Raw genomic sequence first — 23,876 nt, forward strand, 5'->3', positions numbered from 1 at the left:
TTTTTTACGCTTAGTTTAAAACATGTTCCGAAACTTATGCACATGTGAATACAAAAAACTGACATGAAGACGATTTTTCTTCATGCCAGTCCAATTTTTATTTATTAAAATACTCCGTAATTGCATCTGCAATTCTTTGTGAAGCTTCTCCATCGCCATATGGATTTGAAGCTGTAGCCATCTGATCATGGGCCACTTTATTATTCAATAACTCATCTGCTGCTTCGAAAATCGTATCCTCTTCTGTACCAATGAGTTTCAACGTTCCAGCTTCAATTCCTTCTGGACGCTCTGTCGTATCACGTAAAACTAAAACAGGAACTCCAAGAGAAGGCGCTTCTTCCTGTATGCCTCCAGAATCCGTTAAAATGATATAGGAATTTGCGATAAAATTATGAAAGTCCACTACACCAAGAGGCTCAATCAATTTAATCCGTTCATCATTTCCTAAAATTTCATCTGCGGTTTGCTGCACTAATGGATTTAAATGCACAGGGTAAATGACTTCAATATCATCATGCGCTTCGACAAGTCGCTTGATTGCTCGAAACATTTGGCGCATATTCTCACCAAGATTTTCTCTTCGATGTGCCGTCATTAGAACTAATCGCTTATCACCTAATTGCTCTATCAATGGATGCTGATATGCTTCACTGACAGTTGTCTTTAAGGCATCAATTGCTGTATTACCAGTCACATAAATACGATCCGCTGATTTATTTTCTTGTAGCAAATTGTTTTTAGACTTTTCGGTTGGTGCAAAATGCAAGTCCGCCATGACTCCAGTTAATTGTCGATTCATTTCCTCTGGATATGGAGAGTATTTATTCCATGTACGCAATCCTGCTTCCACATGCCCAATTGCAATTTGATTATAAAAAGCGGCTAATGACGCTACAAATGTCGTGCTCGTATCACCATGTACAAGCACAATATCAGGTTTTGTTTCCTTCATAACTTGATCGAGCCCTTCTAAAGCTCGATTTGTAATCTGTGCTAGTGTTTGTTTTTCTTGCATAATATTTAAATCATAGTCTGGTGTAATATTAAAAATACGGAGAACCTGATCAAGCATTTCTCGGTGTTGAGCCGTTACTGTTACTATGGATTCGAACTCTTCAGGGCGTTTCTTTAGCTCCAAAACAAGCGGAGCCATCTTAATCGCTTCTGGTCTTGTACCAAAAATTGTCATTACCCTAACACGTCTCATGCTCTTCCCCCCTGTTTCAAGTAACTACTGAAGCTTCACCTTTTAAATTTATATCCTATTATTTTGTACCGAATAAACGATCTCCAGCATCACCAAGTCCTGGTACGATATAACTCTTCTCATTTAGTCCTTCATCAATCGCACATAAATAGATATCCACATCTGGGTGATTCTTCTGAATAACTTCTACACCTTCTGGAGCAGCTACTAAACACATTAAACGAATCTTCTTCGCCCCACGCTGCTTTAATGCTTGAATAGCATCATTTGCGGATCCACCTGTCGCAAGCATTGGATCGATTACAATTAATTCACGCTCTGCCATATCTGAAGGGAGCTTTACATAATACTCTACTGGCACTAATGTTTCTGGGTCACGGTATAAACCAACATGACCTACACGAGCCGCCGGTAATAATTTTAACATTCCATCCACCATGCCAAGTCCTGCACGTAAAATTGGAATTAAACCAATTTTCTTACCAGATAAAATCTTAGTTTTTGCTGTGCTTACTGGAGTTTCTACTGTTATTTCTTCAACAGACAGATCCCTAGTAATCTCAAATGCCATAAGCATTGCTACTTCATCCACTAATTCTCGGAACTCTTTCGTTCCTGTGCTTTTATCTCTAATATACGTTAATTTATGCTGGATTAACGGGTGTTCTAATACATGTACGTTTGACATATTGGACAACTCCTTTTCAAAATTACGCTTAGTCGAATTGTACTGAAAATAAACGATAGATTCAAGCATAAGGAAAAAAACGTTTACTCCGTTTTTCCAAAATGAACTTTTTTGTGAATTCTGAACGAAAAGCGAAAGTCGCGCCCTTACAGGCTAAGAACGTGACGTCACGAGCACAATGTCTTTGCTAACACTGCACAAGCGTCGAAAGTTCGCTAGTTGTTGGGCGCTTGTGCTGGACGTGGCTATTCTGGATAAATATCCACAACTCAAAAATTTTATAATTTGCTAGACATCGAAAAAAAGAACGCTCCTATCAAGAGCGTCCTTCCTGTCTTATGCATATAATGGGAATTTGCTTGTTAATGCAGCTACACGATCTGCTGCTTCTTTTAATGTTGCTTCATCTTCATGATTTTTAAGAGTTAAAGCAATGATTGCAGCAATTTCTTTCATTTCTTCTTCTCCAAATTGGCGTGAAGTGATTGCTGCTGTTCCAATGCGAAGTCCACTTGTAATAAATGGGCTTTCTTTATCAAATGGAATAGCATTTTTATTTGTCGTAATACCAATCTCATCTAATACATGCTCTGCTACTTTTCCTGTTAATCCTAAAGATTCTAAATCAAGTAACATTAAATGATTATCTGTTCCACCAGAAACAATACGAACACCTTCAGCTGATAATGCTTCAGCTAATGCTTTAGCATTATTAATGATTTTTTGTGCATATTCCTTAAAATCAGGTGATAATGCTTCTTTAAATGCAACTGCTTTTGCAGCAATCACATGCATTAATGGACCACCTTGCACACCAGGGAATACTTTCTTATCAACTGCTTTCGCATATTCCTCTTTACATAAAATCATTCCACCACGAGGGCCACGTAAAGTTTTATGTGTAGTAGTCGTTACGAAATCACAATATGGTACTGGGTTTGGATGGAGGCCAGCCGCTACTAAACCAGCAATATGCGCCATATCAACCATTAAATAAGCTCCTACTTCATCAGCGATTTCACGGAATTTCGCAAAATCAATTGTACGAGAGTAAGCACTTGCTCCAGCTACAATTAGCTTTGGTTTTGCTTCTATAGCTTTCACGCGAACATCTTCATAATCAAGTAATTCTGTTTCTGAATCTACACCGTATTCAACAAAATTATATAATTCACCACTGAAGTTTACTGGGCTTCCGTGTGTTAAATGTCCACCATGACTTAAATTCATACCTAAAACTGTATCTCCTGGCTTTAGAATAGTGAAGTATACTGCCATGTTTGCTTGTGCACCCGAATGGGGCTGAACATTCACATGCTCTGCACCAAATAGCTCTTTTGCACGGTCTCTTGCTAAATCTTCCACTACATCAACATGCTCACAGCCACCATAGTATCTTCTTCCAGGATATCCTTCCGCATATTTATTTGTTAATACTGTTCCCATTGCTTCCATTACTGTTTCAGATACAAAGTTTTCTGATGCGATTAGTTCAATCTTGTCCTGCTGTCTTTTCTTTTCTGCTTCAATTGCTTCGAAAATTGCTACATCTTGTTCTTTTAAATGCTTCATTTAATTGACCTCCATTGTTTTCCCAGCTTTTTTATCTAAATATTTATTTTCATAATAGAGCTTTAAGTTATTTTTCTGGATAATGTGCTCGTTCGCCACCAATTAATTTAGGTCTTGAACTCGCAGCAGTTACATGTGCATTACCAATACTCTTTTGTTTCATACGCAAAGGAATAGCTACATGTTTTATATGCATACCTATCATCGTATCACCAACGTCTATTCCAGCCTGTGCTTGAATTTTTTCTACTACCACAGGATTTCTCATCTGCTTATACGCATAGGATGCCATTGATCCACCGGCTTTTGGATGGGGTACTACAGTTACCTCTTCTAAATAAGGAAGTTGATGGAAAGTTTCTGTTTCTATAACAAGTGCACGATTAATATGCTCACAGCCTTGGAAAGCTAGCTGCACACCTGTTTCTTGTTTCAAATGAAATAATGCTTGGTAAATTATTGCGGCAATCTCTTCACTGCCATGTGTACCTATATGTTCACCAGCAACCTCACTTGTTGAACAACCAATGACAAAAATATCACCTTTATTTAAAAGCCCACTATCTATCCATTCTTCTACTAGTTGATTTATATCTGTTTGGATTTGTGTTCTCATTTATGATGTCACACCCTTTATAAGGATCCATTATTTGTAATTATTTTTCTTCATATGCAGTAATCTTATTAAGACGATTTTGGTGACGACCACCATCGAATTCTGTGTCTAGCCACACCTCGGCTATCTCTCTTGCTAATCCTGGGCCAATAACACGTTCTCCCATTGCAAGCACATTTGAATCATTATGTTGACGTGTTAATTTAGCACTGTAAACATCATGAACAAGCGCACAACGAATTCCTTTTACTTTATTTGCTGCGATGGACATACCAATCCCTGTACCACATATTAATATCGCTCGATCAAATTCACCATTCGCTACTCGTTCTGCTGCAGGTAATGAATAATCAGGATAATCTACAGATCCCGTTCCTTCACAACCTGTATCTACATATTCAATTCCTTTTTCTTCTAATAGATTCTTCACTTCGTTACGAATTGTGACACCTGCATGATCAGCTGTTATAATTACTTTCATGATTCATTCACTCCATTGTATGTGCTTATTTGACAATCATTATACATCAAAAAATGGAAAACAGCTATCCTTCTCTAGCCTCAGAATAACATCTGTTTATCTTTGCAAAGAAGAATTTATTGAGAACTGTTTGACCTGATCATTAAGACTATTTGCTTGTATTTCTAGTTCTTGAGATAAACGCTCGACTAGTTCAGATGTAGCTGATTGCTCTTGAACTGCAGTATCTACTTCCTGAGCTGCTGCTGAGGTTTCTTCAGCAATTGCCGCTACTTCCTGTGATTGTTTAACGGTTGCTTCAATAGAATTTAGCTGGCGATCAACTAAACCAGAAATTTGTTCTATCTCTGATGCAACATCTGTTACAGAATGAACCATTGCTTCAATTGCTTGATTCGTTCCTTCGCCACTTTCTGCTTCTTTCATGACATAATTCACGTTATCATTCATATTTGTCACTACACTATTAATATTTGTTTGAATCACTCGAATTAATCCAGAAATTTGTTGAACAGCCTGTGCACTTTGATCTGCTAATAAACGCACTTCTTCAGCAACTACTGCAAATCCGCGGCCTTCCTCACCAGCACGCGCTGCCTCGATGGAAGCATTTAATGCAAGTAAATTGGTTTGCTCTGCTATATCTCCTACCATTGTTACAATTGATTCTACTTGTTCAGCATTTTTCTTTAAATTCTCTACTTCTTTTAAGGAATTTACTTGTTCGTTCGCAAAAGATTGTACATTTCCGACAAGGCGGTTAACCGCATGCTTGCTATGATCTAACACATCCAGCATATCTGTAGACTTTTGCTTAGATTGCAATGCCTTTTCCTGTACTTCTTTAGCTAATGCCGTGGCTTCCTCTACTGCTTCCGCTGTTTGCTGAATAGCTTCTGCAGAACTTTCCGCTCCTTGTGAAATATCATCTGAAGAGGCAAGAATGGCTGTTGCATTTTGAGTAGCAGTATGAACTACTTCTTTTAATTTCACAACGGCTTGATTTGTACTTTCAGAATGGTTTTGAATATTATGTACCATGTTACGAATGTTTTTTAACATTGTATCAAACGCAACACTTAACGCACGAATCTCATCATTTGATCTAGGAATCTTAATTTGTTGCTCCAAATTTCCTTCTGCCGCTCGCGTTGCAGCTACTTCTAAATCCTGCAATGGCTTTGCAATAAACCTTGCAGCAATAAATGCTAAAATTCCTGACCAAATTATTCCTAATAATAAAATAATAATGATATACCATTGCTCTGAAATCTCAATAAATTGAGTTACATGATCATAGAGCCCGTAGATAAAAAGCGCACTTGTTGAATAGGTGATCATTGCTAAGATTGTTGTAAATAAAACAAGCTTTTTACGTAAATTAAAATGTTTTTTCTGGTTCATTAGCTAAAGCCTCCGACTACTTGTTTATTTTCTCTATTAGTAAAGTGATTAAATACTCCAATTCTTGTAATGTTTCTTGGTAAACTTCTAAAGAACCACCAAAAGGATCAGGAATATCTCCGTCTATTTCTTTATCGTCAGAAGATACATATTCCTTTAAGGTAAAATACTTTTCTTCATATTGCGGATATTGCATAACTAATGATTGTTTATGCTGCGAGGTCATCCCAAGCACTATATCAGCCCATTGTACCAATTCTTCAGTAATTGGCTGAGAATGATGCTGCAATTCAATGCCCTTTTCTTTTAAAGCAGTGATAACATGTGGACTTGCACTTTGATCCATTCCTGCAAAAACACCTGCTGATTGAGCTTTTATTTCCGGTAATTTATGTGTTAACAAAGCCTCAGCCATTGGACTACGGCACGTATTTCCTGTACAAACAAATAGTACCTTCATGATCTTCCTCCACTTATTGATTTTCTATTCCTAATATAACATATTCATAAGTGAATTGTTAGAATTAAATTAGGTATTTAGAACTAAAAAATTTTAGCCAAATATTATTAATATACCAAGTAGAGATAAGATTGCCCCGCCTATTGCTTCACTATACCTACCAATATAATGATATACTTTACGACCAATTAACATCCCAGCCCAAGCTAATAATGTACTTACTATTCCTAAAACAATACATGCTAAAAACGTATGCATACCAGTCAACCCTAAACTAATCCCGACAGTAAAACTATCTATACTCACACTAAAGCTCAGTAAAAATAATTTCCAGCCGTAGAGAGCCTGTTGTGTTCTTTCCTTATACTGCAATGAACCAAAAACCATTTGTGCTCCAATAATAAAAAGAATAATTCCACTGATTAGCTCCGGTATTTTACCAATGTAATTGAGAAGAAGTTGTCCAATTACAATACCTAATAAAAGTAAGATCATATGAAAAAGCCCAAATACAATACCAATCCAACAAATGCGCTTTCGTCGTAAAACTTGCATGCCAAATCCTAGGCTAATAGAGAAAACGTCTAGACTTAATGCAATTGCAATAACCCATAAGGATGTATTCTCTCCAAGATATTGTTCGAACATATTTCATTACCTCCCGTGGACATACCCATAAACTATTTGTATGCGGGAGCTTCAAACATTTATGCTAATTGACTGGAGCTCAATATATAACTTTACAAAAAAGAAATTATAGGAAAGAAACTTCCTATAATCTCTTCAGCGAAACTATTCATTTTTAGTAATCATCGAGTCAGCGGCTTTTCGCAAACGATTCATTACAGCCGCTCCAATCCCTTCATCCGGAAAAACCTCACAAATAATTATATCCACTTCATCTTGTTTAAATTTTCTAAGTGCTGCATATAAATTCGTAGCAATTTCAGCCATATTATTTCCAAGTGCAATAATTTCATCTGCTTGTAGCTGTTCTGCTGTTCGTGAGCTTGCTAAGACGCCAACTTTCTTTGTTTGCATTTTATCTTCATTAATCTGATCTTGAATTGCTTGCACATCACCCTCCACAAGAAGCAGTGGTACTTCAGGTGAATAATGCTTATATTTCATTCCTGGAGATTTTGGCAGCTCCTTTGACGTTCCGTTCCTTATCGCCGGATCAATCAACACCTTATCCACAACTTGCTCCAATTGTTCTTTCGTTATTCCGCCTGGACGTAAAATTACTGGATAATCCTGTGTACAATCTACTACTGTGGATTCCATTCCCACTCCAGTAGCCCCACCATCTATGATTCCTGCTATTTTACCAGTTAAATCTTCTTTTACATGCAGTGCTGTTGTTGGACTTGGCTTACCTGATGTATTTGCACTTGGAGCTGCGATAGGTAATCCAGAAATTTGCAGAAGACGATTAGCAACTGGATGCTCGGGAATGCGAACCGCTACTGTGGATAATCCTGCTGTTACATTCTTTGCACATATTCCATTACTCGGTAAGACATATGTAATCGGGCCTGGAGAAAATGCTTCTATTAATCGTTCTACATATTTAGGAATCTCTGTAACTAGCTGTGAGAGCTGTTCTTTTGTAGCAACATGTGCAATAAGTGGATTATCTTGCGGACGCCCTTTTGCCTTAAAAATCTTTTCCACTGCTATAGCATTTGTCGCATCAGCACCTAACCCATACACCGTTTCAGTTGGGAAAGCTACTACCTCTCCCTGCTTTAATAATTGAACTGCTTCTATTATTTTATCTTCATCTGCTTCTTGATGATTTGTTAAATGCCAATATTTCGTTTCCATCTTTAACTAGGCCTCTTTTCTATTGCTTATTTTAATAGATGGAAACCTTTTTAGCAAAGAATTAAATGAAATTTCCTTCCGTGGAGAAGGCTTTCTAGCGGTCATCTCAAATAATTGGACCACGTAGTAACTCCCACCTAGAACATAAGTTAGACGGGGGTTACGTGGTCAGTTATACTTTGATAAAGGTTATGCACAATTTACATCTGCTTCACTTATACACAGAAAGAATCTTTTTATTAAAGGATTTACTTTAAAATGAAATGTATTTACTCACAAAAACTATGCATAATACACATGTTTTCCCCATCTTATACACATAGGTCTGTGGATAATGTGTATATCTTTTATCATGAACAGTTTAGCTGAATCCAAGCCATTCCAACAAGAAAAATTTGACTTCAGCTTCAGATTCCTGTTCCTGATCTTCTTCTAACACAGTTGCTTCCTGATTAAAATCAACAAAACATAATGGAGGAAATAAGACGCACCACCAATTTTCACCAAAACCCTCACCAAGCGTGACTAAAATCGCTTCATATTCACCAGCTGGGTATAGAAGATTACCATAAAATTTATTGGGAAATGGTATATCCTTTCGGTAAGACACATGAAAATCATAAGAGATTCCTTCTGTTTCCAGCACTTGAGCTATTGTTTCATGTATTGCAGAGATGTTTTCTTGAATAAGCTCTCTTGCTTCATTAATATCTGTCATATCCCCGACCCATGATTCAACCTGTGCATTAACTGCATTACGCACTTTATACTTTATCGCTTGATCTGCATCTGCATCACTATTTGCTAAAATTCTTAGACGAATAGCTTCATCTGGAATCACTTGATAGCCAAAGGATGTTGCCTGCTTTGTTTCTAGACCCATAAAAAATAATAGAAAAAGTAAAATAAATAAAAATGCTTTTTTCATATAATATGACCTCCCGTAATAACGTATCCACAGTATGGTCATCTTTCATCTACTTTAAACTTGTAATCTATCATTTTTTTCTTGTGCATAAAAAAAGACACCCCTTAAAAGGAGTGTCTTACTTTTGGTAATTTACGATTTGTGCAGAAACAATTCGATCATTTCCATTGATATCTGCAATTACTTCTACCTTACTCTGCGGGAATGTGGACCGGATTAAATCACTAATTACTTCTCCTTGAGTATAACCAATTTCAAAAATAATTTGTGCATTTTCCTTTAACACATACGGTGCTTGTCTCATTATTTGCTTATATGCTGCTAAACCATTATCATCCGCAAATAATGCAAGTTCTGGATCAAAATTTTTCACAGTACGAGATAAATTAGCTTCTTCCTCCCAAGCAATATAAGGAGGGTTAGAGACAAGGAAGTCTACTTTCTTTTCTTCCTCAAGAAGTGGCTGGATAAAGTCTCCTTGAAAAAAGGTAAGCTTAGCATCTAATTGATTCGCATTTTGTTTTGCTATCTTCAATGCTTCTTTGGAGATATCAGTTGCAAATACTTCTGCATGAGAAATTTCTAGCGCAAGTGTTACTGCAATAATGCCACTACCTGTTCCAATATCAGCGATTGTTAATGGATATTTTACATTTTCAGTGAGCTTTAGGACATGCATGATTAATTCCTCTGTTTCTGGACGAGGAATTAGCACATGTTCATTTACAATAAAATCTCTACCAAAAAATGTTTCATAGCCTAGTAAATGCTGAACAGGAATACCAGTAACCACATGTCTTTCTATATCTGCTTTAAACTGTTTAATAATCTTTTCTGGTACATCCTCTCGCATATTGAAAATAAACGACGTACGAGACATCTGTAAATGATGCTGTAATAAAATCTCTGCGATTTGCGTCTCACATTTATTTTGTTCTAAAAAAAGAGAAGCCCATTTGAGGACTTCAAATTGTTTTTGCTCTTTCATATTACTCACCAATTTGTTCTAATTTTTCTGCTTGCTCAGCAAGAAGTAGTGCATCAATAAATTCATCTAATTTTCCTTCTAAGACTTGATCAAGCTTCTGTAAGGTTAAAGATATACGATGATCTGTTACACGACTTTGCGGGAAATTATACGTACGAATACGTTCAGAACGGTCTCCGGTTCCTACTGCTATTTTTCTTGACTCTGCATATTCAGCCATTGCTTCCTGTTGATACTTATCAAATAAACGAGCGCGGAGAACCTTCATTGCTTTCTCTCTGTTCTTAATCTGAGACTTCTCATCCTGACAAGAAACAACAATGCCTGTTGGTAAGTGAGTGATACGAACAGCTGAATCTGTCGTGTTTACATGCTGTCCGCCAGCTCCACTTGAACGGTATGTGTCTATTTTAAGATCCTCATTACGCACTTCCACATCTACATCCTCAGCTTCAGGTAATACTGCCACTGTTGCCGTTGAAGTATGTACTCGTCCACTAGCTTCTGTTTCTGGTACACGTTGTACACGATGAGCTCCATTTTCAAACTTCAACTTAGAAAATGCTCCATCACCAGCAATCATGAAAATAATTTCCTTATAACCACCTAATCCTGTAGACGAGGCTTCAATAATTTCTGTTTTCCATCCTTTTATCTCTGCATAACGGGAATACATACGATATAAATCCCCGGCAAATAACGCTGCCTCATCACCACCAGCAGCTCCACGAATTTCCATAATAACGTTTTTATTATCATTTGGATCTTTAGGTAATAAAAGAATTTTAATACTTTCTTCTAATGTTTCTATCTCACTAGATAGCTCAGAAATTTCCATTTTTACCATAGATGACATATCATCATCTAAATTTTCCATCAGCATTGCTTTTGCATCTGCTAATTCAGAAGTCGCCTCTTTATACCGCTTATATTCTGCAACCACCTGTTGTAAATCTGATTGTTCTTTTGAATACTCTCTTAATTTGTCTATATCATTAACTATTTCTGGATCACTTAAAAACTCATTCAATTTATTAAAACGATCCTCTAACAATTGTAACCGATCAAACATCCTGTTCACCTCATATCAAATTCACCTTGGCTTATCTATATTCACCGGAGGCTTTAACTTGTTCAGTTAATTAAGTTCCTTATTTACGAGGAAATATAACTGAATCAAAGTTAATATAACAGAGTAATTATAATATATTACTGCTCTATTGGTCAAAAAATGTTTTGCAACCAGCTATTGCGGTTCTTCATTGACCGTTAATTGAAAAACATCCTTCCGATTATAATGTCCAACAACATCAAAATCAAAATGTCCACGAGTGATATCATCTAAATCAAGCGTTGCATATATTATTTCTTCTTTCCCAAAAACAGGCTCTACAACAAATTCACCAAGCGGATTAACAATACAGCTACCACCACGCGTAATTTCATCAGGCATGTTCTGCATTTCCTCTGTTTCTAATAAATCTACTTCATACATCTCTTTCGTACTGTACTGATTGCAGGACAATACAAAGCAACGTCCTTCTATTGCGATATGTCGCATTGTTGCAAACCATGTATCTCGTGAATCTGCTGTTGGTGCAAGATAAATCTGAATGCCTTTTTCATACATTGCTGCACGGGCAAGTGGCATGTAATTTTCCCAACAAATAAGTGCACCAATTTTTCCGAATGGGGTATCGAATACTGGCATTGTACTACCGTCACCCTCACCCCAAATCAGTCTTTCACTGCCTGTTGGTTTTAATTTACGATGCTTTCCAAGCAATTCTCCATCTGGACCGAAAAAGATTACTGTACAATATAAGGTTCCACCAGCTTTAACATCACGCTCAATAACTCCCATCACCATATATGCGCCAGCCTTCTTTGCTGCTTTTCCAAGTTGTTCTGTTTCTGGCCCTGGAACAGTGATAGAGTTTTTCGCATAGCGCAGAAAATCATCTCTTCCTTCTGGTGATCGACTTCCAACTAAAGCACCAAAGCCCATTCCTCTTGGATATGCCGGTATATATGCTTCAGGGAATAAAATAATATTAGCCCCTTGATCCCCTGCTTCATGAATTAATTGAACAGCTTTATCTACACACTTTTGTTTGTCCATTACAATAGAACCTACTTGAACAACTGCTACTTTACATGAATTCATTATGATAGCCCTCCTTGGTTCAAAAAAACTCCGTTAATTACAGTATATACTAAAATATTCACTGCTTTATATCTTTTTATTTACCTGGCACCTCATGATGATGTCGACAACGAGGTTCATAGGCCTCTGTTGCACCAACTAATATGATTGGATCCTCATAAGATGCTGGTACACCATCAATAAGTCGCTGTGTACGACTTGCAGGAGCCGTACAAATTGGACAAATCGCATTTAATTTCGTTACTGTTTCACTTAATGCCATTAATGTAGGCATCATTCCAAACGGTTCCCCACGAAAGTCTGTATCTAGTCCAGATAAAATGACCCGAATCTTCTCTGAAGCCAGTTTATTAACTACATCAACAATCGCTTCATCAAAAAACTGCACCTCATCAATAGCAACAATATCAACTGTTTCGTCTATATGCTCTAATATTACTTCAGCCGACTTTACAGGATATGCTGTAAAGGAAGAACCATTATGAGAAACAACCGAATCCAATTTATATCGATTATCAATTGCTGGTTTAAATACTTGCACTTTCAAATTTGCATATGTAGCCTGCTTAACACGACGGATAAGCTCCTCCGACTTTCCAGAAAACATACTACCACAAATCATTTCCACCCATCCATATTGCCGTGCGATAAACATCCTGCATTCCATTCCTTTCTACTGCTTCATTATGTAAAAAAAGAGTTACTATCTAGTTTAGATATAAAGATTCTAATTATCCAAAATAAAGAATAATCGCATGCATAAGTTTACAGGAAAAAAGGAATTTGAACAATGGACTTTAGAGCGGGTTAAATCTTATTTATAATGTTTCAAAAAGATAGAGAACAGGAGAAATTGCGCTTAAATATGCTGATAACTCCCTTTATTTCCTATTCTTTCTATGAGGAGGTTAGCTTCCAAAAGTTATTAAAAATAGACATAAAAAAACAGGCAAATATAAAACGCTTTGCCTGTTGCTGATCTGGACTAACGGAGTCCATTTCTTATTTTTATAAATTATATTTCTTCTTAAAGCGGTCAACACGTCCACCGACTCTATCTTCTCTTTGCTTACCAGTGTAGAATGGATGTGTATCAGAGCTAACTTCTACGCGGATAACAGGATATGTGTTACCGTCTTCCCACTCGATTGTTTCATCAGAGCTTTTTGTAGATCCACTTAAGAATTTATAACCTGAAGATGTATCAAGAAATACAACTTTTTGGTATTCTGGATGAATATCTTTACGCATGTCGTTTTCACTCCTTTGTTTCTAAGTCCTTCTATATAAAATATATAAGAGCCGAATTAGGATTAATTCTCCTTTTTAAACTCACATAAAAAGATTATATCAGTGTGTCAATATGATTGCAACAAGAAAAACAGGATTTTTTCCACGAGCAAATTTGCCAAAAATCTTATTTAAAACTTTCGCAAAAAAACCTCCATGTATTTCTTATCTTTTGGCGTTTGTTCCTCTACGACTTAGTTCTTTCTCAATCATTGTTAAAAATGCTTCATTGTTTTCTGTATTTCTTAACTTGCGCAAGAATCGCTCAAGAAAGTCGTGAGAATCCTGCATGCCATTACGGATTGCCCAGATTTTATCTAAATGATCTTTTGTAACAAGTAATTCTTCTTTTCTTGTTCCTGAACGTAGAATATCAATAGCTGGGAAGATTCGGCGATCTGCCAATTGACGATCAAGATGAATTTCCATATTACCTGTTCCCTTAAACTCCTCATAAATAACATCATCCATACGAGAGCCTGTATCAACTAGTGCTGTTGCTAAAATAGTGAAGCTACCACCTTCTTCGATATTACGTGCCGCTCCAAAGAATCTTTTTGGACGGTGGAAGGCTGCAGGGTCAATTCCCCCAGATAATGTTCTTCCGCTTGGAGGAATAACTAGGTTATATGCTCTTGTTAACCTTGTAATACTATCCATCAAAACAATAACATCACGTTTATGTTCTACAAGACGCATTGCACGTTCAAGCACCAATTCCGATACTTTAATATGGCTTTCTGGTACTTCATCAAATGTCGAACTAACAACGTCTACATCTGGATGTACAGAACGTTCAATATCTGTCACTTCTTCTGGACGCTCATCTACAAGTAAAATAATTAGCTTTGCCTCAGGATGATTTTCAGAAATACTATTAGCAATCTCCTTTAGAAAAGAAGTTTTACCCGCTTTTGGTGGAGAAACAATCAATCCACGCTGTCCAAACCCTACTGGTGTCATCAAGTCCATAATTCTAGTAGACAGCTTTCTTTGCGTATGCTCCATTTTCATAAAGCGATTTGGATATAATGCAGTTAATGCTGGAAAATGAACTCGTTCTTTTGCTGTTTCTGGATCTTCATCATTTACTGCATCCACATGCAATAAACCATAATATCGCTCATTTTCCTTTGGTGGACGCACTTTCCCACTTACTTTATCTCCATTACGCAAATCAAAACGGCGAATTTGCGATGCTGAAATATAGATATCCTCAGCACTAGGCGCATAATTAATTGGACGCAAGAAACCAAAGCCTTCTGATGTAATAATTTCTAGAATTCCATCCATAAATAAGAAGCCATCTTTTTCAGCTTGTGCTTTTAGAATGGCAAAAATTAATTCTCGTTTTGTTAGTTTTGAATAATAGGATACTTTAAATTCTCGTGCTAAATTATAAATTTCTTTTAATGTCAATGTTTCTAATTGAGAGATGGTCAATGAAGCCATACAATCACCATACCTATTCTTTAAGATATTCTGTTGTTTTAAATCTTTCCGCAGTTTGTTTATCTTTGTTTATCTATGATAGAATATGTGAAGCTCAGAATCTACTACTTATAACTATTTTTTTGGAAAATTGTTATTTATCATTTGATGGATAAATTTATTTGGTGAGAATTAGTCGGAGCTAAAGAGAGAAGGTTGTGGCAAAAGGATCTTTGGTTAGTCCATTTCGAACATATGTAATGGAAGTAGTTACTTTATCAATATACAAAAAACTACAAACCTAACTAAGCTTGTTGTTATATTTTGCTTGGTTTACACATTGTTCGTTTTTAAAAGTTAAATGTTTCTTTTGTCTCAGCCTTATCATTTATATTCTAAACAATACTTCCATCATACCCATTTTATGCACAATATACAACTTCTTTTTACATCCATGAATTCCTAAACAAAATAAATGTTTTAAAAAAGAGTAAAGAAATCTAGCAATACACTAGACTTCTCTACTACTCTATCTACTCTTTATTACTCTTCAGGATCCATAACAAGATTCGGCTTGCGAATTAAACTATGTTCTCCATCAACAAAACGAACAGTTCCGCTCTTCGCACGCATAACAATTGTTTGTGTCGTTGCTTTTGTACCTGTAAATTGTACTCCTTTAAGCAGTTCTCCATCCGTAATACCTGTCGCTGCAAAAATGGCATCATCTCCACCAACAAGGTCTTCCATGTAAAATACTTTATTAATATCAGTAATACCCATTTTCTTACAACGCTCTTCTTCTTCTTCATTAGATGGAACAAGCTGGCCTTGAAGTTCTCCACCTAAACATTTTAATGCTACTGCCGCAAGAACCCCTTCTGGAGCACCTCCAATACCAAGCATAATATCTACACCCGTCTGTTTGAATGCTGTGTTGATCGCTGCAGCAACATCGCCAGCAGGAATTAATTTAATACGTGCTCCTGCTTCGCGAATTTCATTGATTAATTCTTGATGGCGTGGACGATCTAGAACAATCGCAAGAAGGTCTTCAATATTCTTATTTTTCGCTTCAGCTACTGCCTTTAAATTATCATATGTAGAAGCATTAATATCTACTTTTCCAACTGCTTCGGGTCCAACAGCAATCTTCCTCATATACATATCTGGTGCATGTAATAAAGTATTGTGGTCAGCAATTGCAATAACTGCTAATGCATTCCATGTTCCTTGAGCAACAATATTTGTTCCTTCTACCGGATCTACTGCTATATCTACCAGAGGGCCTGAACCTGTCCCAAGCTTTTCACCAATATAAAGCATTGGTGCTTCATCCATTTCTCCTTCTCCAATTACAACTGTTCCTTGCATCGGAATAGTATCAAATACAGTACGCATTGCTGTTGTTGCTGCATCATCAGCTTCGTCTTTCTTGCCTCTTCCCATCCAACGTGCAGAAGATAAGGCTGCTGCTTCTGTTACACGTACAAGTTCCATTGTTAAACTTCTATCCACATGAATCTCTCCCTCTGAGTATATATAAAAGTAAACCTTCCATCCGCAGAAAGTCTCATATCTACGGATAGTTAGTGAATCAATTTGGTTTTCTGACTGTTACCCTTTTTCCTAAAGTGTAGAGTCAGATCAACAGCTAAGCTTTATTGACCTTGTACTTGCTCCACTTCTTCTGTGTTCAAGTCTTCGCGCCAAACATTTGCCCCTAATTGCAATAATTTTTCTGTAATTTGTTCATAACCACGATCTACATGTTCTAAGCCTGTTACTTCTGTAATTCCTTCTGCCATTAAACCTGCAATAATTAAAGCAGCACCAGCACGTAAATCAGATGCCTTCACCTTCGCTCCTTGTAACTTAACAGGACCAGAAACAATGGCAGAGCCGCCTTCTACTTTAATTTGCGCATTCATTCTTCGAAGTTCATCAATATGTTTAAAGCGCGAAGAATAAATTGTATCTGTAACAACTCCAGTTCCTTCTGCTTTTGTTAGCAGGGAAGTGAGTGGTTGCTGTAAATCTGTCGGAAATCCTGGATAGACTAGTGTTTTAATATCGACACTTTTCAACGGCTTATTTGAAACAATAAGTAATTGTTCATCACTTTCTTCTATTACTACACCCATTTCACGCAACTTAGCTAATAATGATTCTAAATGTTGGGGAATTACATTATCAATGATGATCTCTTTTCCTTGGGCAGCAGCTAAAACAGCAAAGGTACCTGCTTCAATTCTGTCAGGTATAATCGTATGTTTACAGCCATGTAAGGTATCAACGCCCTCTATTCGAATAACATCTGTACCTGCACCTTTGATTTTCGCACCCATATTCGTTAGTAACGTAGCCACATCAATAATTTCAGGCTCTTTCGCTGCATTTTCAATAATTGTTTTTCCTTTTGCTTTCACTGCAGCAAGCATAATATTAATCGTTGCTCCAACACTAACAACATCCAAATAAATTCTTGCTCCTGTTAGCTGTTTTGCACGAATATAAATTGCTCCATGCTCATTCGTCACTTCTGCACCAAGTGCTTCGAAACCTTTAATATGCTGGTCAATTGGACGTGGTCCTAACGGGCAGCCACCTGGCAATCCAATCACCGCTTCATTAAACTTCCCAAGCATTGCTCCCATAAAATAATAAGATGCACGTAATTTCTTTACCTTACCATTTGGTAATGGCATAGATACCATATTTGTCGGATCAATAGATACAGTATCCTGATGAAGCCGATTCCAAGTTACATTTCCACCAATTTCTTCGATAAGATCTCCAAGGATTCTTACATCAGAAATATTTGGCAAATCTTCAATTGTCACTTCAGAATCAGCCAAAATCGCAGCAGGAAGAAGTGCAACAGCACTATTTTTCGCACCACCAATTCTCACTTTTCCATTTAATAAATGGCCGCCCTCTATCAACATTTTTTGCATATAAAAACCTCGCTCTGTCGAAGCACATCATGCAATGAATATTTGTTCATTTATGTTAAATGAACAGCTTTCTTATTCAGCTTGCCTACGTGCATTTCATTATATTATTTATCATTCAAATGCCTTTGGTTATTACATTAATTAGATATTTTTACTTTATGCATTAACTGGCATTTCATACAAATGAATTATTTATTCCAATCTGCTAAAAACTGTTCGATACCTTTATCTGTTAACGGATGTTTCACAAGCTGAGCTAGGACGTTGTAAGGAATTGTTGCAATATGTGCTCCGTTTAATGCTGATTCCGTTACATGCAATGGATGACGAATAGATGCAGCAATAATTTCTGTTGGTATACCATGAAGATCAAACATCTCTGAGATGGATCCAATGAGACTCATACCATCATGACCAATATCATCTAATCTCCCAATAAATGGTGACACATAAGTTGCACCAGCACGTGCTGCTAATAAAGCTTGGTTAGCATTAAAAATCAAAGTAACATTTGTAGTAATTCCAAGATCACTCAAAGCTTTAACCGCTTTTAGCCCTTCCAAGGTCATCGGGATTTTCACTGTAATATTAGGTGCAATTGCTGCTAGTTCTTTTCCTTCAGCAATCATTCCTTCCGCATCTTCCGCAATTACTTCAGCACTAACAGATCCTTCTGTTACCTCTGATGTAATTTCTCTTAAACGATCATGAAATGAAACTCCTTCTTTTGCAACAAGACTAGGGTTCGTTGTCACACCAGCTAGAACACCTAATTCATTTGCAGCTCGAATCTCCTCAATATTGGCTGTATCAATAAAAAATTTCATTTGTCCCATCCCTCTTTTCTACATAATTATATAATTATTTATTGCACTTGTACTCCAAAAAATCACTCAATAGTTATACAATTATTTAGCTTGTCCAGAAGAGCCAAATTCACGCATTTTCTTAATAACAGCTTCCTTAATTGCTTCACGTCCAGGTCCTAAATATTTTCTTGGATCATATACTTTTGAATCTGCATTTAATACTTCACGAACTACTCTTGTTTGTTCAATTTGGTTCTCTGTATTTACATTAATTTTCGCTGTTCCTAATGAAATTGCACGTTGAATATCCTTTAAAGGAATTCCTGTACCACCATGTAAAACTAAAGGAATATTTGTTAAATTCATTACTTCTTCCATACGATCAAAGCCTAAATTAGGTTCGCCTTTATAAGGGCCATGAACTGAACCAAGTGCAGGTGCAAAGCAGTCTACATTAGTTTCTTTCACTAATTTCTCACATTCAGCAGGGATAGCATAAGCTGCTTCTGCATCTTCTACGATTAAGTCATCCTCTTGTCCGCCGATTCTTCCTAATTCAGCTTCTACAGAAACACCATGTAGATGAGCTAATTCAACTACTTTCTGTGTTAATGCAATATTCTCTTCTAATGGTAGATGTGATCCATCAATCATGACAGAAGTAAATCCTGCTTGAATTGCTTTAGCACACTCTGCAAAGCTTGCACCATGATCTAGGTGGATTGCTACAGGAACAGTAGTTCCATATTCTTCCATCAATGCTTTTGCTGTTGCAACAGCAACTTTAAATCCACCCATATATTTTGCTGCACCACTGGATACTCCTAAAATAACTGGAGATTTTTCTTCTTCTGCTGCTTGTAGGATTGCTTGTACATATTCTAAATTATTTATGTTAAATTGGCCGACTGCGTAACTCTTTTCTTTGGCAATTTCGAGCATTTCTTTCATTGATACTAGTGACATGATTTGTCCTCCCTTTTTCAAAACAAAATTAGAAAACTCGGCTTATCGCCAAGTTTTTATGGCGCAAAGCCTTCTTTATACTTATGTAGTAGGTAAATTTCATACTTCTCTCTCTGTTAAAAAAATATTATATGTATTAAGAATACCAACTACATGAAATCGGTGCAACTACAAGCGACCAAATAGATTTAAGTTAAGAAAAATGTGAAAATAAATTGATATATTTTCTTAATGATTTAGTCACATATTTTCTTTACCCTTTTTGTAATTAGAATAGACATAATTAAGATTATCATTTAAAGATTTCTTATCACAAAACAATTCCTGCCTCAATCATGTTGAATTCAGAAGCATAGCCAAAGGTTTAGTCATAGAGAATATAATTGACATAAAACATCCAGCTATATTTAAACCACTAATTTTTGACTTGAAATCTTAACATCTATAAGAGTTTCCGCTAGCATTATTTTAAATTTATTGCACTGCTTTTTTGCGTTAAACAGGTCATAAATCCGATTATATTAGTCGGATTAGTTGAAACCAAAACCTCCTTGTAGTATTTCAACAAGGAGGTTCTTATCTATATTTATTTACATGCTTGTACAATAGACTCAAGAAATCCTTTAATTAAAGCATGTGGTCTAGTTGGACGTGATTTGAATTCTGGATGGAACTGACATGCAATAAAGTAAGGATGATCCTCTACTTCAATAATTTCAACAAGCTCATTATCAGGACTTACTCCGGAGAATATTAAACCTTTTTCTTCTAAAATTGCACGGTATTTATTATTAAATTCATAACGATTACGATGGCGTTCATTTACTTGAGAAACTCCTTCATAAATAGCCTTCGCTTTAGAGTGATCCATTAATGAACATGGGAATGAACCTAGACGCATTGGATCTTGTAATGTTTTACCAGGTAATAAATCAATTACTGGATTCGTCGTATTTTCCGCAAATTCTGTAGAATGTGCATCTGCTAAGCCTGCTACATTTTTTGCAAATTCAACGATAGCTAACTGCATTCCTAATGCAATTCCAAGGAATGGAACTTTATTTTCACGTGCGTACTGTGTCGCATGAATTTTACCATCTATACCATCAGGACCAAATCCACCTGGAACGACAATACCATCTACTTTTGCTAAATCTGCAAGTAGTTTATCCTTATCTGGGTCTTCTGAATCTAGCCACACTACTTCAATATCTGTATCGTATACAAATCCAGCGTGCTTTAATGCTTCAACTACTGAAATATACGCATCTGGTAATTCTACATACTTCCCTACAAGTCCAATCGTTACTTTCTTTGATAAATTACGTACTTTATCAACTAATGCTAACCAATCTGTTAACTCTGCTTCTTTACAGCTCATATTCAAATGGTCACAAACTAGTTGGTCAAAGTTTTGCTCCTGTAATGCAATTGGTACATGATAAAGTGTATCTGCATCACGCATTTCAATAACTGCTTCAACATTAATATCACAGAAGAGAGAGATTTTCTCTTTCATCTCTTGGCTAATTGGTAATTCTGTACGTAAAACGATCGCATCTGGTTGAATACCTAATGAGCGTAATTCTTTTACACTATGCTGAGTTGGCTTTGTCTTTACCTCTCCAGCTGCACGAATGTATGGAACTAATGTACAGTGAACATACATTACATTCTCTCTGCCTTTTTCATTTTTAATCTGGCGAATCGCTTCTAAAAATGGTAAAGATTCAATATCTCCTACTGTTCCACCAATTTCTGTAATTACTATATCTGCCTCTGTCGCTTCTCCAGCACGATATACTTGATCTTTAATTTCATTCGTAATATGTGGGATAACCTGAACTGTCGCACCTAAGTATTCATCATTTCTTTCTTTACGAATAACACTAGAGTACACTTTCCCAGTTGTAATATTACTGTATTTATTTAAATTAATATCAATGAAACGCTCATAATGTCCAAGGTCTAAGTCTGTTTCCGCTCCATCTTCTGTAACGAAAACCTCTCCATGCTGGTATGGACTCATGGAACCTGGATCTACGTTCAGGTATGGATCAAATTTTTGGATTGTTACTTTTAAGCCGCGATTCTTTAATAATCTACCTAATGAAGCAGCTGTAATTCCTTTTCCTAATGAAGATACAACTCCACCCGTTACAAAAACATACTTGGTCATTCTATCACTCTTCCTTTTATTCTCCAGATTTGATACGACTCATCAGCATATCGTTGAATTATGTAACCCAGTCAACCTTTTTCACACGTAATTCTTTCCGTCTTATATCTTTTTGGCATATACCCTTTTATTATCTTTTCTTAACAAAAAATATAAGCCTTTATTTAGACGAATATATCATATATCGATTACACCCCTACGTAATTGCTTCCAGATTTTTAATAGTTTATCTCGAAAAATCTGTAGCATCTGCCAGAGGCTTTATCTTAATTCAACCAGAATTTGATTCGGACTAAATAAGAAAGGAAAAAATACTTTTTATTCCTTGTTTAGTCGGGAGTATTCTGCTGAATTGAAAATAAAACAACAAAAGCGCTTCCCCTATTATTTAAAAGGGAAACGCTTTTCATTCATCATTTAAAGAGCCCAATAAGAATTCTACTCATATGCTCAAAAAAAGTCAAGTACAAAAAAATGTACATTCTAACTAAATTAATAATTGCTTTAACGCTTGAAACTACACTATAGAAATTAGTTTCAACATAACAATTTTATTCTACAATAGCTTCTTCAACTTCTTTATTTTTCCACTCTCTGTTAAATCTCTTTAATGCCCAAACATTTGAGCCCTTCGTAATAAAATTACCATCCATATTCAAATCTGTATAAAATTGACCAACTTTTTCAGCTTTTGCTTCTTCAGATAAGCCTTTTAATTCAGCGATTTTATCATACAGCTCTGTAAATTTTAGACCGTTTTTTTCATCTATTAGTAACAGCGCTGCTAGATCGACTAAAGATGTTGATTGAAGTTCCTCTTTACTGTAGTCTTTTAAACTCATGCCGTATTCTCCCCTTTATTGCATGTGTGATTAATTGCCTTATTATTCAGCAATTAATACATTATAATCAAATTCATCATAGATATGCTACATAAAATCTCCGACAAAATCAATCATTAAAAAGACCTTTTTATTTTATAAAACAAATCTCCACTCCGCAAAGAAATTATTTTCCCTGCGGAGTGGCTAGATGAACGAATTAAATTTCAGCTAACTGATGCATATGCTTAGATTATTTCTCATCTGCTATTTGATCTTGTTCGATTTCTAAAGCTAATATCAAATAATGAATTTGCTTTTTAATGTATTCTTCTATTGTAAATTGCTTTTGTAATGCCCAACGGCGAAAGCCCCACATCTGCCCTTGAACAAAAATGTTATTTGCCAACAATTCCGCATCTTTAGCAGTTATTTCATGAGGTACGCATGTAACAATGACCCATTTTAACATGCTGACCATATCACGCTCTTTTTCTAACACGTATGTCTTCGCATGATCATGTAGTGATTTAACTTCCTGATACATAATAATTACTTCATCTTGTATCTCATCCATAAATTGGAAATACAATTCAATTACAGTAATTAAACTTTGAATCGATGGCTTCTTAAAATCAATGGTTGCCTTCAGACGATCATGTACTTGCTCGTAAATATAATCACAAACAAGGAATAAAATATCCTCTTTTGTACTGATATACTCATAAAGGGTACCAATGCTAAACCCGGATGCTTTCGCGATTTCCCTTGTTGTTGTACGATGGAAGCCTTTTTCCTTAAAGAGTGCAATTGCAGCTTTAATCATTTGCTCCCTACGCTTTTCAACTAAATCTAAATCTTTGACCGTTGAACGAATCGAATCCTGGTTCATTAAATTCACATCCTCTTTATTCATTTTCCTTACCTATTTCTCCTGCTTTATTGTAACAATGCGAGAGACAAAAGAGTTTATTATTTAGCTAATTCCAAACATATATTGTGCGAATACCCGCTTCGGAAATATACTTCGCTTTCCGTGGGCGGCTGATGAGCCTCCTCGTGCTGTGCGCACTCCGGGG

23 protein-coding genes are annotated in these 23,876 nt (G+C 36.2%); all 23 read right to left on the reverse strand.

What is annotated here, in order from left to right:
• Positions 1–97: 97 nt before the first annotated feature.
• Entirely contained in the window at positions 98–1,210 is a 1,113-nt protein-coding gene (gene wecB / locus AB4Y30_RS16875) for a non-hydrolyzing UDP-N-acetylglucosamine 2-epimerase (protein WP_368653347.1), read from the reverse strand.
• Positions 1,211–1,268: 58 nt separating this feature from the next.
• Entirely contained in the window at positions 1,269–1,898 is a 630-nt protein-coding gene (gene upp, locus AB4Y30_RS16880) for a uracil phosphoribosyltransferase (RefSeq protein WP_368653348.1), read from the reverse strand.
• Positions 1,899–2,234: 336 nt separating this feature from the next.
• Positions 2,235–3,470, reverse strand: a complete 1,236-nt coding sequence (glyA, locus tag AB4Y30_RS16885) for a serine hydroxymethyltransferase (protein WP_368653349.1) — start codon at positions 3,468–3,470, stop codon at positions 2,235–2,237.
• Between the two features lie 67 nt (positions 3,471–3,537).
• Positions 3,538–4,086: a TIGR01440 family protein gene (locus AB4Y30_RS16890; RefSeq protein ID WP_368653350.1), complete on the reverse strand. Its 549-nt coding sequence runs from the start codon at positions 4,084–4,086 to the stop codon at positions 3,538–3,540.
• A gap of 40 nt (positions 4,087–4,126) precedes the next feature.
• Positions 4,127–4,567 (reverse strand): ribose 5-phosphate isomerase B, encoded by a 441-nt coding sequence (rpiB, locus tag AB4Y30_RS16895; RefSeq protein WP_368653351.1) that lies wholly within the window; start codon positions 4,565–4,567, stop codon positions 4,127–4,129.
• A gap of 96 nt (positions 4,568–4,663) precedes the next feature.
• Positions 4,664–5,971, reverse strand: a complete 1,308-nt coding sequence (locus tag AB4Y30_RS16900; protein WP_368653352.1) for a methyl-accepting chemotaxis protein — start codon at positions 5,969–5,971, stop codon at positions 4,664–4,666.
• Positions 5,972–5,987: 16 nt separating this feature from the next.
• Positions 5,988–6,431, reverse strand: coding sequence for a low molecular weight protein arginine phosphatase (locus AB4Y30_RS16905; protein WP_368653353.1), 444 nt, complete (start codon positions 6,429–6,431; stop codon positions 5,988–5,990).
• 93 nt (positions 6,432–6,524) lie between these two features.
• The gene (locus AB4Y30_RS16910; RefSeq protein WP_368653354.1) at positions 6,525–7,079 is read right to left on the reverse strand and encodes a manganese efflux pump MntP family protein; all 555 of its coding nucleotides are present in this window, start codon (positions 7,077–7,079) and stop codon (positions 6,525–6,527) included.
• 144 nt (positions 7,080–7,223) lie between these two features.
• Positions 7,224–8,261, reverse strand: a complete 1,038-nt coding sequence (locus AB4Y30_RS16915) for an L-threonylcarbamoyladenylate synthase (protein WP_368653355.1) — start codon at positions 8,259–8,261, stop codon at positions 7,224–7,226.
• 361 nt (positions 8,262–8,622) lie between these two features.
• On the reverse strand, positions 8,623–9,189 hold the full coding sequence (spoIIR, locus tag AB4Y30_RS16920) for a stage II sporulation protein R (RefSeq protein ID WP_368653356.1): 567 nt from the start codon (positions 9,187–9,189) through the stop codon (positions 8,623–8,625).
• A 118-nt stretch (positions 9,190–9,307) separates the two neighbouring features.
• The gene (gene prmC, locus AB4Y30_RS16925) at positions 9,308–10,177 is read right to left on the reverse strand and encodes a peptide chain release factor N(5)-glutamine methyltransferase (RefSeq protein WP_368653357.1); all 870 of its coding nucleotides are present in this window, start codon (positions 10,175–10,177) and stop codon (positions 9,308–9,310) included.
• 1 nt (position 10,178) lies between these two features.
• Positions 10,179–11,249: a peptide chain release factor 1 gene (gene prfA, locus AB4Y30_RS16930; RefSeq protein WP_368653358.1), complete on the reverse strand. Its 1,071-nt coding sequence runs from the start codon at positions 11,247–11,249 to the stop codon at positions 10,179–10,181.
• Between the two features lie 174 nt (positions 11,250–11,423).
• Entirely contained in the window at positions 11,424–12,344 is a 921-nt protein-coding gene (locus tag AB4Y30_RS16935) for a carbon-nitrogen hydrolase family protein (protein WP_368653359.1), read from the reverse strand.
• Positions 12,345–12,420: 76 nt separating this feature from the next.
• Positions 12,421–12,999, reverse strand: a complete 579-nt coding sequence (locus AB4Y30_RS16940; RefSeq protein WP_368653360.1) for a thymidine kinase — start codon at positions 12,997–12,999, stop codon at positions 12,421–12,423.
• A gap of 353 nt (positions 13,000–13,352) precedes the next feature.
• Positions 13,353–13,595, reverse strand: a complete 243-nt coding sequence (locus AB4Y30_RS16945) for a type B 50S ribosomal protein L31 (RefSeq protein WP_368653361.1) — start codon at positions 13,593–13,595, stop codon at positions 13,353–13,355.
• 204 nt (positions 13,596–13,799) lie between these two features.
• A complete protein-coding gene (gene rho / locus AB4Y30_RS16950; RefSeq protein WP_368653362.1) occupies positions 13,800–15,086 on the reverse strand; it encodes a transcription termination factor Rho in 1,287 nt (428 codons plus the stop codon).
• A gap of 522 nt (positions 15,087–15,608) precedes the next feature.
• Positions 15,609–16,583 carry a class II fructose-bisphosphatase gene (gene glpX, locus AB4Y30_RS16955; RefSeq protein ID WP_368653363.1) on the reverse strand — a complete coding sequence of 325 codons (975 nt, stop codon included), beginning with the start codon at positions 16,581–16,583 and terminating at the stop codon, positions 15,609–15,611.
• Between the two features lie 143 nt (positions 16,584–16,726).
• Positions 16,727–18,022, reverse strand: coding sequence for a UDP-N-acetylglucosamine 1-carboxyvinyltransferase (locus AB4Y30_RS16960; RefSeq protein ID WP_368653364.1), 1,296 nt, complete (start codon positions 18,020–18,022; stop codon positions 16,727–16,729).
• A 188-nt stretch (positions 18,023–18,210) separates the two neighbouring features.
• Entirely contained in the window at positions 18,211–18,849 is a 639-nt protein-coding gene (gene fsa, locus AB4Y30_RS16965) for a fructose-6-phosphate aldolase (RefSeq protein WP_368653365.1), read from the reverse strand.
• Between the two features lie 81 nt (positions 18,850–18,930).
• A complete protein-coding gene (gene fba, locus AB4Y30_RS16970; RefSeq protein WP_368653366.1) occupies positions 18,931–19,797 on the reverse strand; it encodes a class II fructose-1,6-bisphosphate aldolase in 867 nt (288 codons plus the stop codon).
• Between the two features lie 586 nt (positions 19,798–20,383).
• On the reverse strand, positions 20,384–21,976 hold the full coding sequence (locus AB4Y30_RS16975; protein ID WP_368653367.1) for a CTP synthase: 1,593 nt from the start codon (positions 21,974–21,976) through the stop codon (positions 20,384–20,386).
• Positions 21,977–22,527: 551 nt separating this feature from the next.
• A complete protein-coding gene (rpoE, locus tag AB4Y30_RS16980; protein WP_368653368.1) occupies positions 22,528–22,818 on the reverse strand; it encodes a DNA-directed RNA polymerase subunit delta in 291 nt (96 codons plus the stop codon).
• 232 nt (positions 22,819–23,050) lie between these two features.
• Positions 23,051–23,713, reverse strand: a complete 663-nt coding sequence (locus tag AB4Y30_RS16985) for a TetR/AcrR family transcriptional regulator (protein WP_368653369.1) — start codon at positions 23,711–23,713, stop codon at positions 23,051–23,053.
• Positions 23,714–23,876: the final 163 nt, after the last annotated feature.

It is taken from the genome of Ornithinibacillus sp. 4-3 (assembly GCF_040958695.1).
GTDB lineage: Bacteria > Bacillota > Bacilli > Bacillales > Amphibacillaceae > CALAMD01.

Bases quoted from the DNA above. Each gene is read 5' to 3' on its own strand.
- prmC (WP_368653357.1), bottom strand. From the start codon at position 10,177: ATGAAAGAGCAAAAACAATTTGAAGTCCTCAAATGGGCTTCTCTTTTT.
- glyA (WP_368653349.1), bottom strand. From the start codon at position 3,470: ATGAAGCATTTAAAAGAACAAGATGTAGCAATTTTCGAAGCAATTGAA.
- AB4Y30_RS16910 (WP_368653354.1), bottom strand. From the start codon at position 7,079: ATGTTCGAACAATATCTTGGAGAGAATACATCCTTATGGGTTATTGCA.
- rpiB (WP_368653351.1), bottom strand. From the start codon at position 4,567: ATGAAAGTAATTATAACAGCTGATCATGCAGGTGTCACAATTCGTAAC.
- fba (WP_368653366.1), bottom strand. From the start codon at position 19,797: ATGTCACTAGTATCAATGAAAGAAATGCTCGAAATTGCCAAAGAAAAG.
- AB4Y30_RS16935 (WP_368653359.1), bottom strand. From the start codon at position 12,344: ATGAATTCATGTAAAGTAGCAGTTGTTCAAGTAGGTTCTATTGTAATG.
- AB4Y30_RS16940 (WP_368653360.1), bottom strand. From the start codon at position 12,999: ATGTTTATCGCACGGCAATATGGATGGGTGGAAATGATTTGTGGTAGT.
- wecB (WP_368653347.1), bottom strand. From the start codon at position 1,210: ATGAGACGTGTTAGGGTAATGACAATTTTTGGTACAAGACCAGAAGCG.
- AB4Y30_RS16985 (WP_368653369.1), bottom strand. From the start codon at position 23,713: ATGAATAAAGAGGATGTGAATTTAATGAACCAGGATTCGATTCGTTCA.
- prfA (WP_368653358.1), bottom strand. From the start codon at position 11,249: ATGTTTGATCGGTTACAATTGTTAGAGGATCGTTTTAATAAATTGAAT.
- rho (WP_368653362.1), bottom strand. From the start codon at position 15,086: ATGGCTTCATTGACCATCTCTCAATTAGAAACATTGACATTAAAAGAA.
- AB4Y30_RS16905 (WP_368653353.1), bottom strand. From the start codon at position 6,431: ATGAAGGTACTATTTGTTTGTACAGGAAATACGTGCCGTAGTCCAATG.
- fsa (WP_368653365.1), bottom strand. From the start codon at position 18,849: ATGAAATTTTTTATTGATACAGCCAATATTGAGGAGATTCGAGCTGCA.
- upp (WP_368653348.1), bottom strand. From the start codon at position 1,898: ATGTCAAACGTACATGTATTAGAACACCCGTTAATCCAGCATAAATTA.
- AB4Y30_RS16915 (WP_368653355.1), bottom strand. From the start codon at position 8,261: ATGGAAACGAAATATTGGCATTTAACAAATCATCAAGAAGCAGATGAA.
- AB4Y30_RS16890 (WP_368653350.1), bottom strand. From the start codon at position 4,086: ATGAGAACACAAATCCAAACAGATATAAATCAACTAGTAGAAGAATGG.
- rpoE (WP_368653368.1), bottom strand. From the start codon at position 22,818: ATGAGTTTAAAAGACTACAGTAAAGAGGAACTTCAATCAACATCTTTA.
- AB4Y30_RS16960 (WP_368653364.1), bottom strand. From the start codon at position 18,022: ATGCAAAAAATGTTGATAGAGGGCGGCCATTTATTAAATGGAAAAGTG.
- AB4Y30_RS16975 (WP_368653367.1), bottom strand. From the start codon at position 21,976: ATGACCAAGTATGTTTTTGTAACGGGTGGAGTTGTATCTTCATTAGGA.
- AB4Y30_RS16900 (WP_368653352.1), bottom strand. From the start codon at position 5,971: ATGAACCAGAAAAAACATTTTAATTTACGTAAAAAGCTTGTTTTATTT.
- spoIIR (WP_368653356.1), bottom strand. From the start codon at position 9,189: ATGAAAAAAGCATTTTTATTTATTTTACTTTTTCTATTATTTTTTATG.
- AB4Y30_RS16945 (WP_368653361.1), bottom strand. From the start codon at position 13,595: ATGCGTAAAGATATTCATCCAGAATACCAAAAAGTTGTATTTCTTGAT.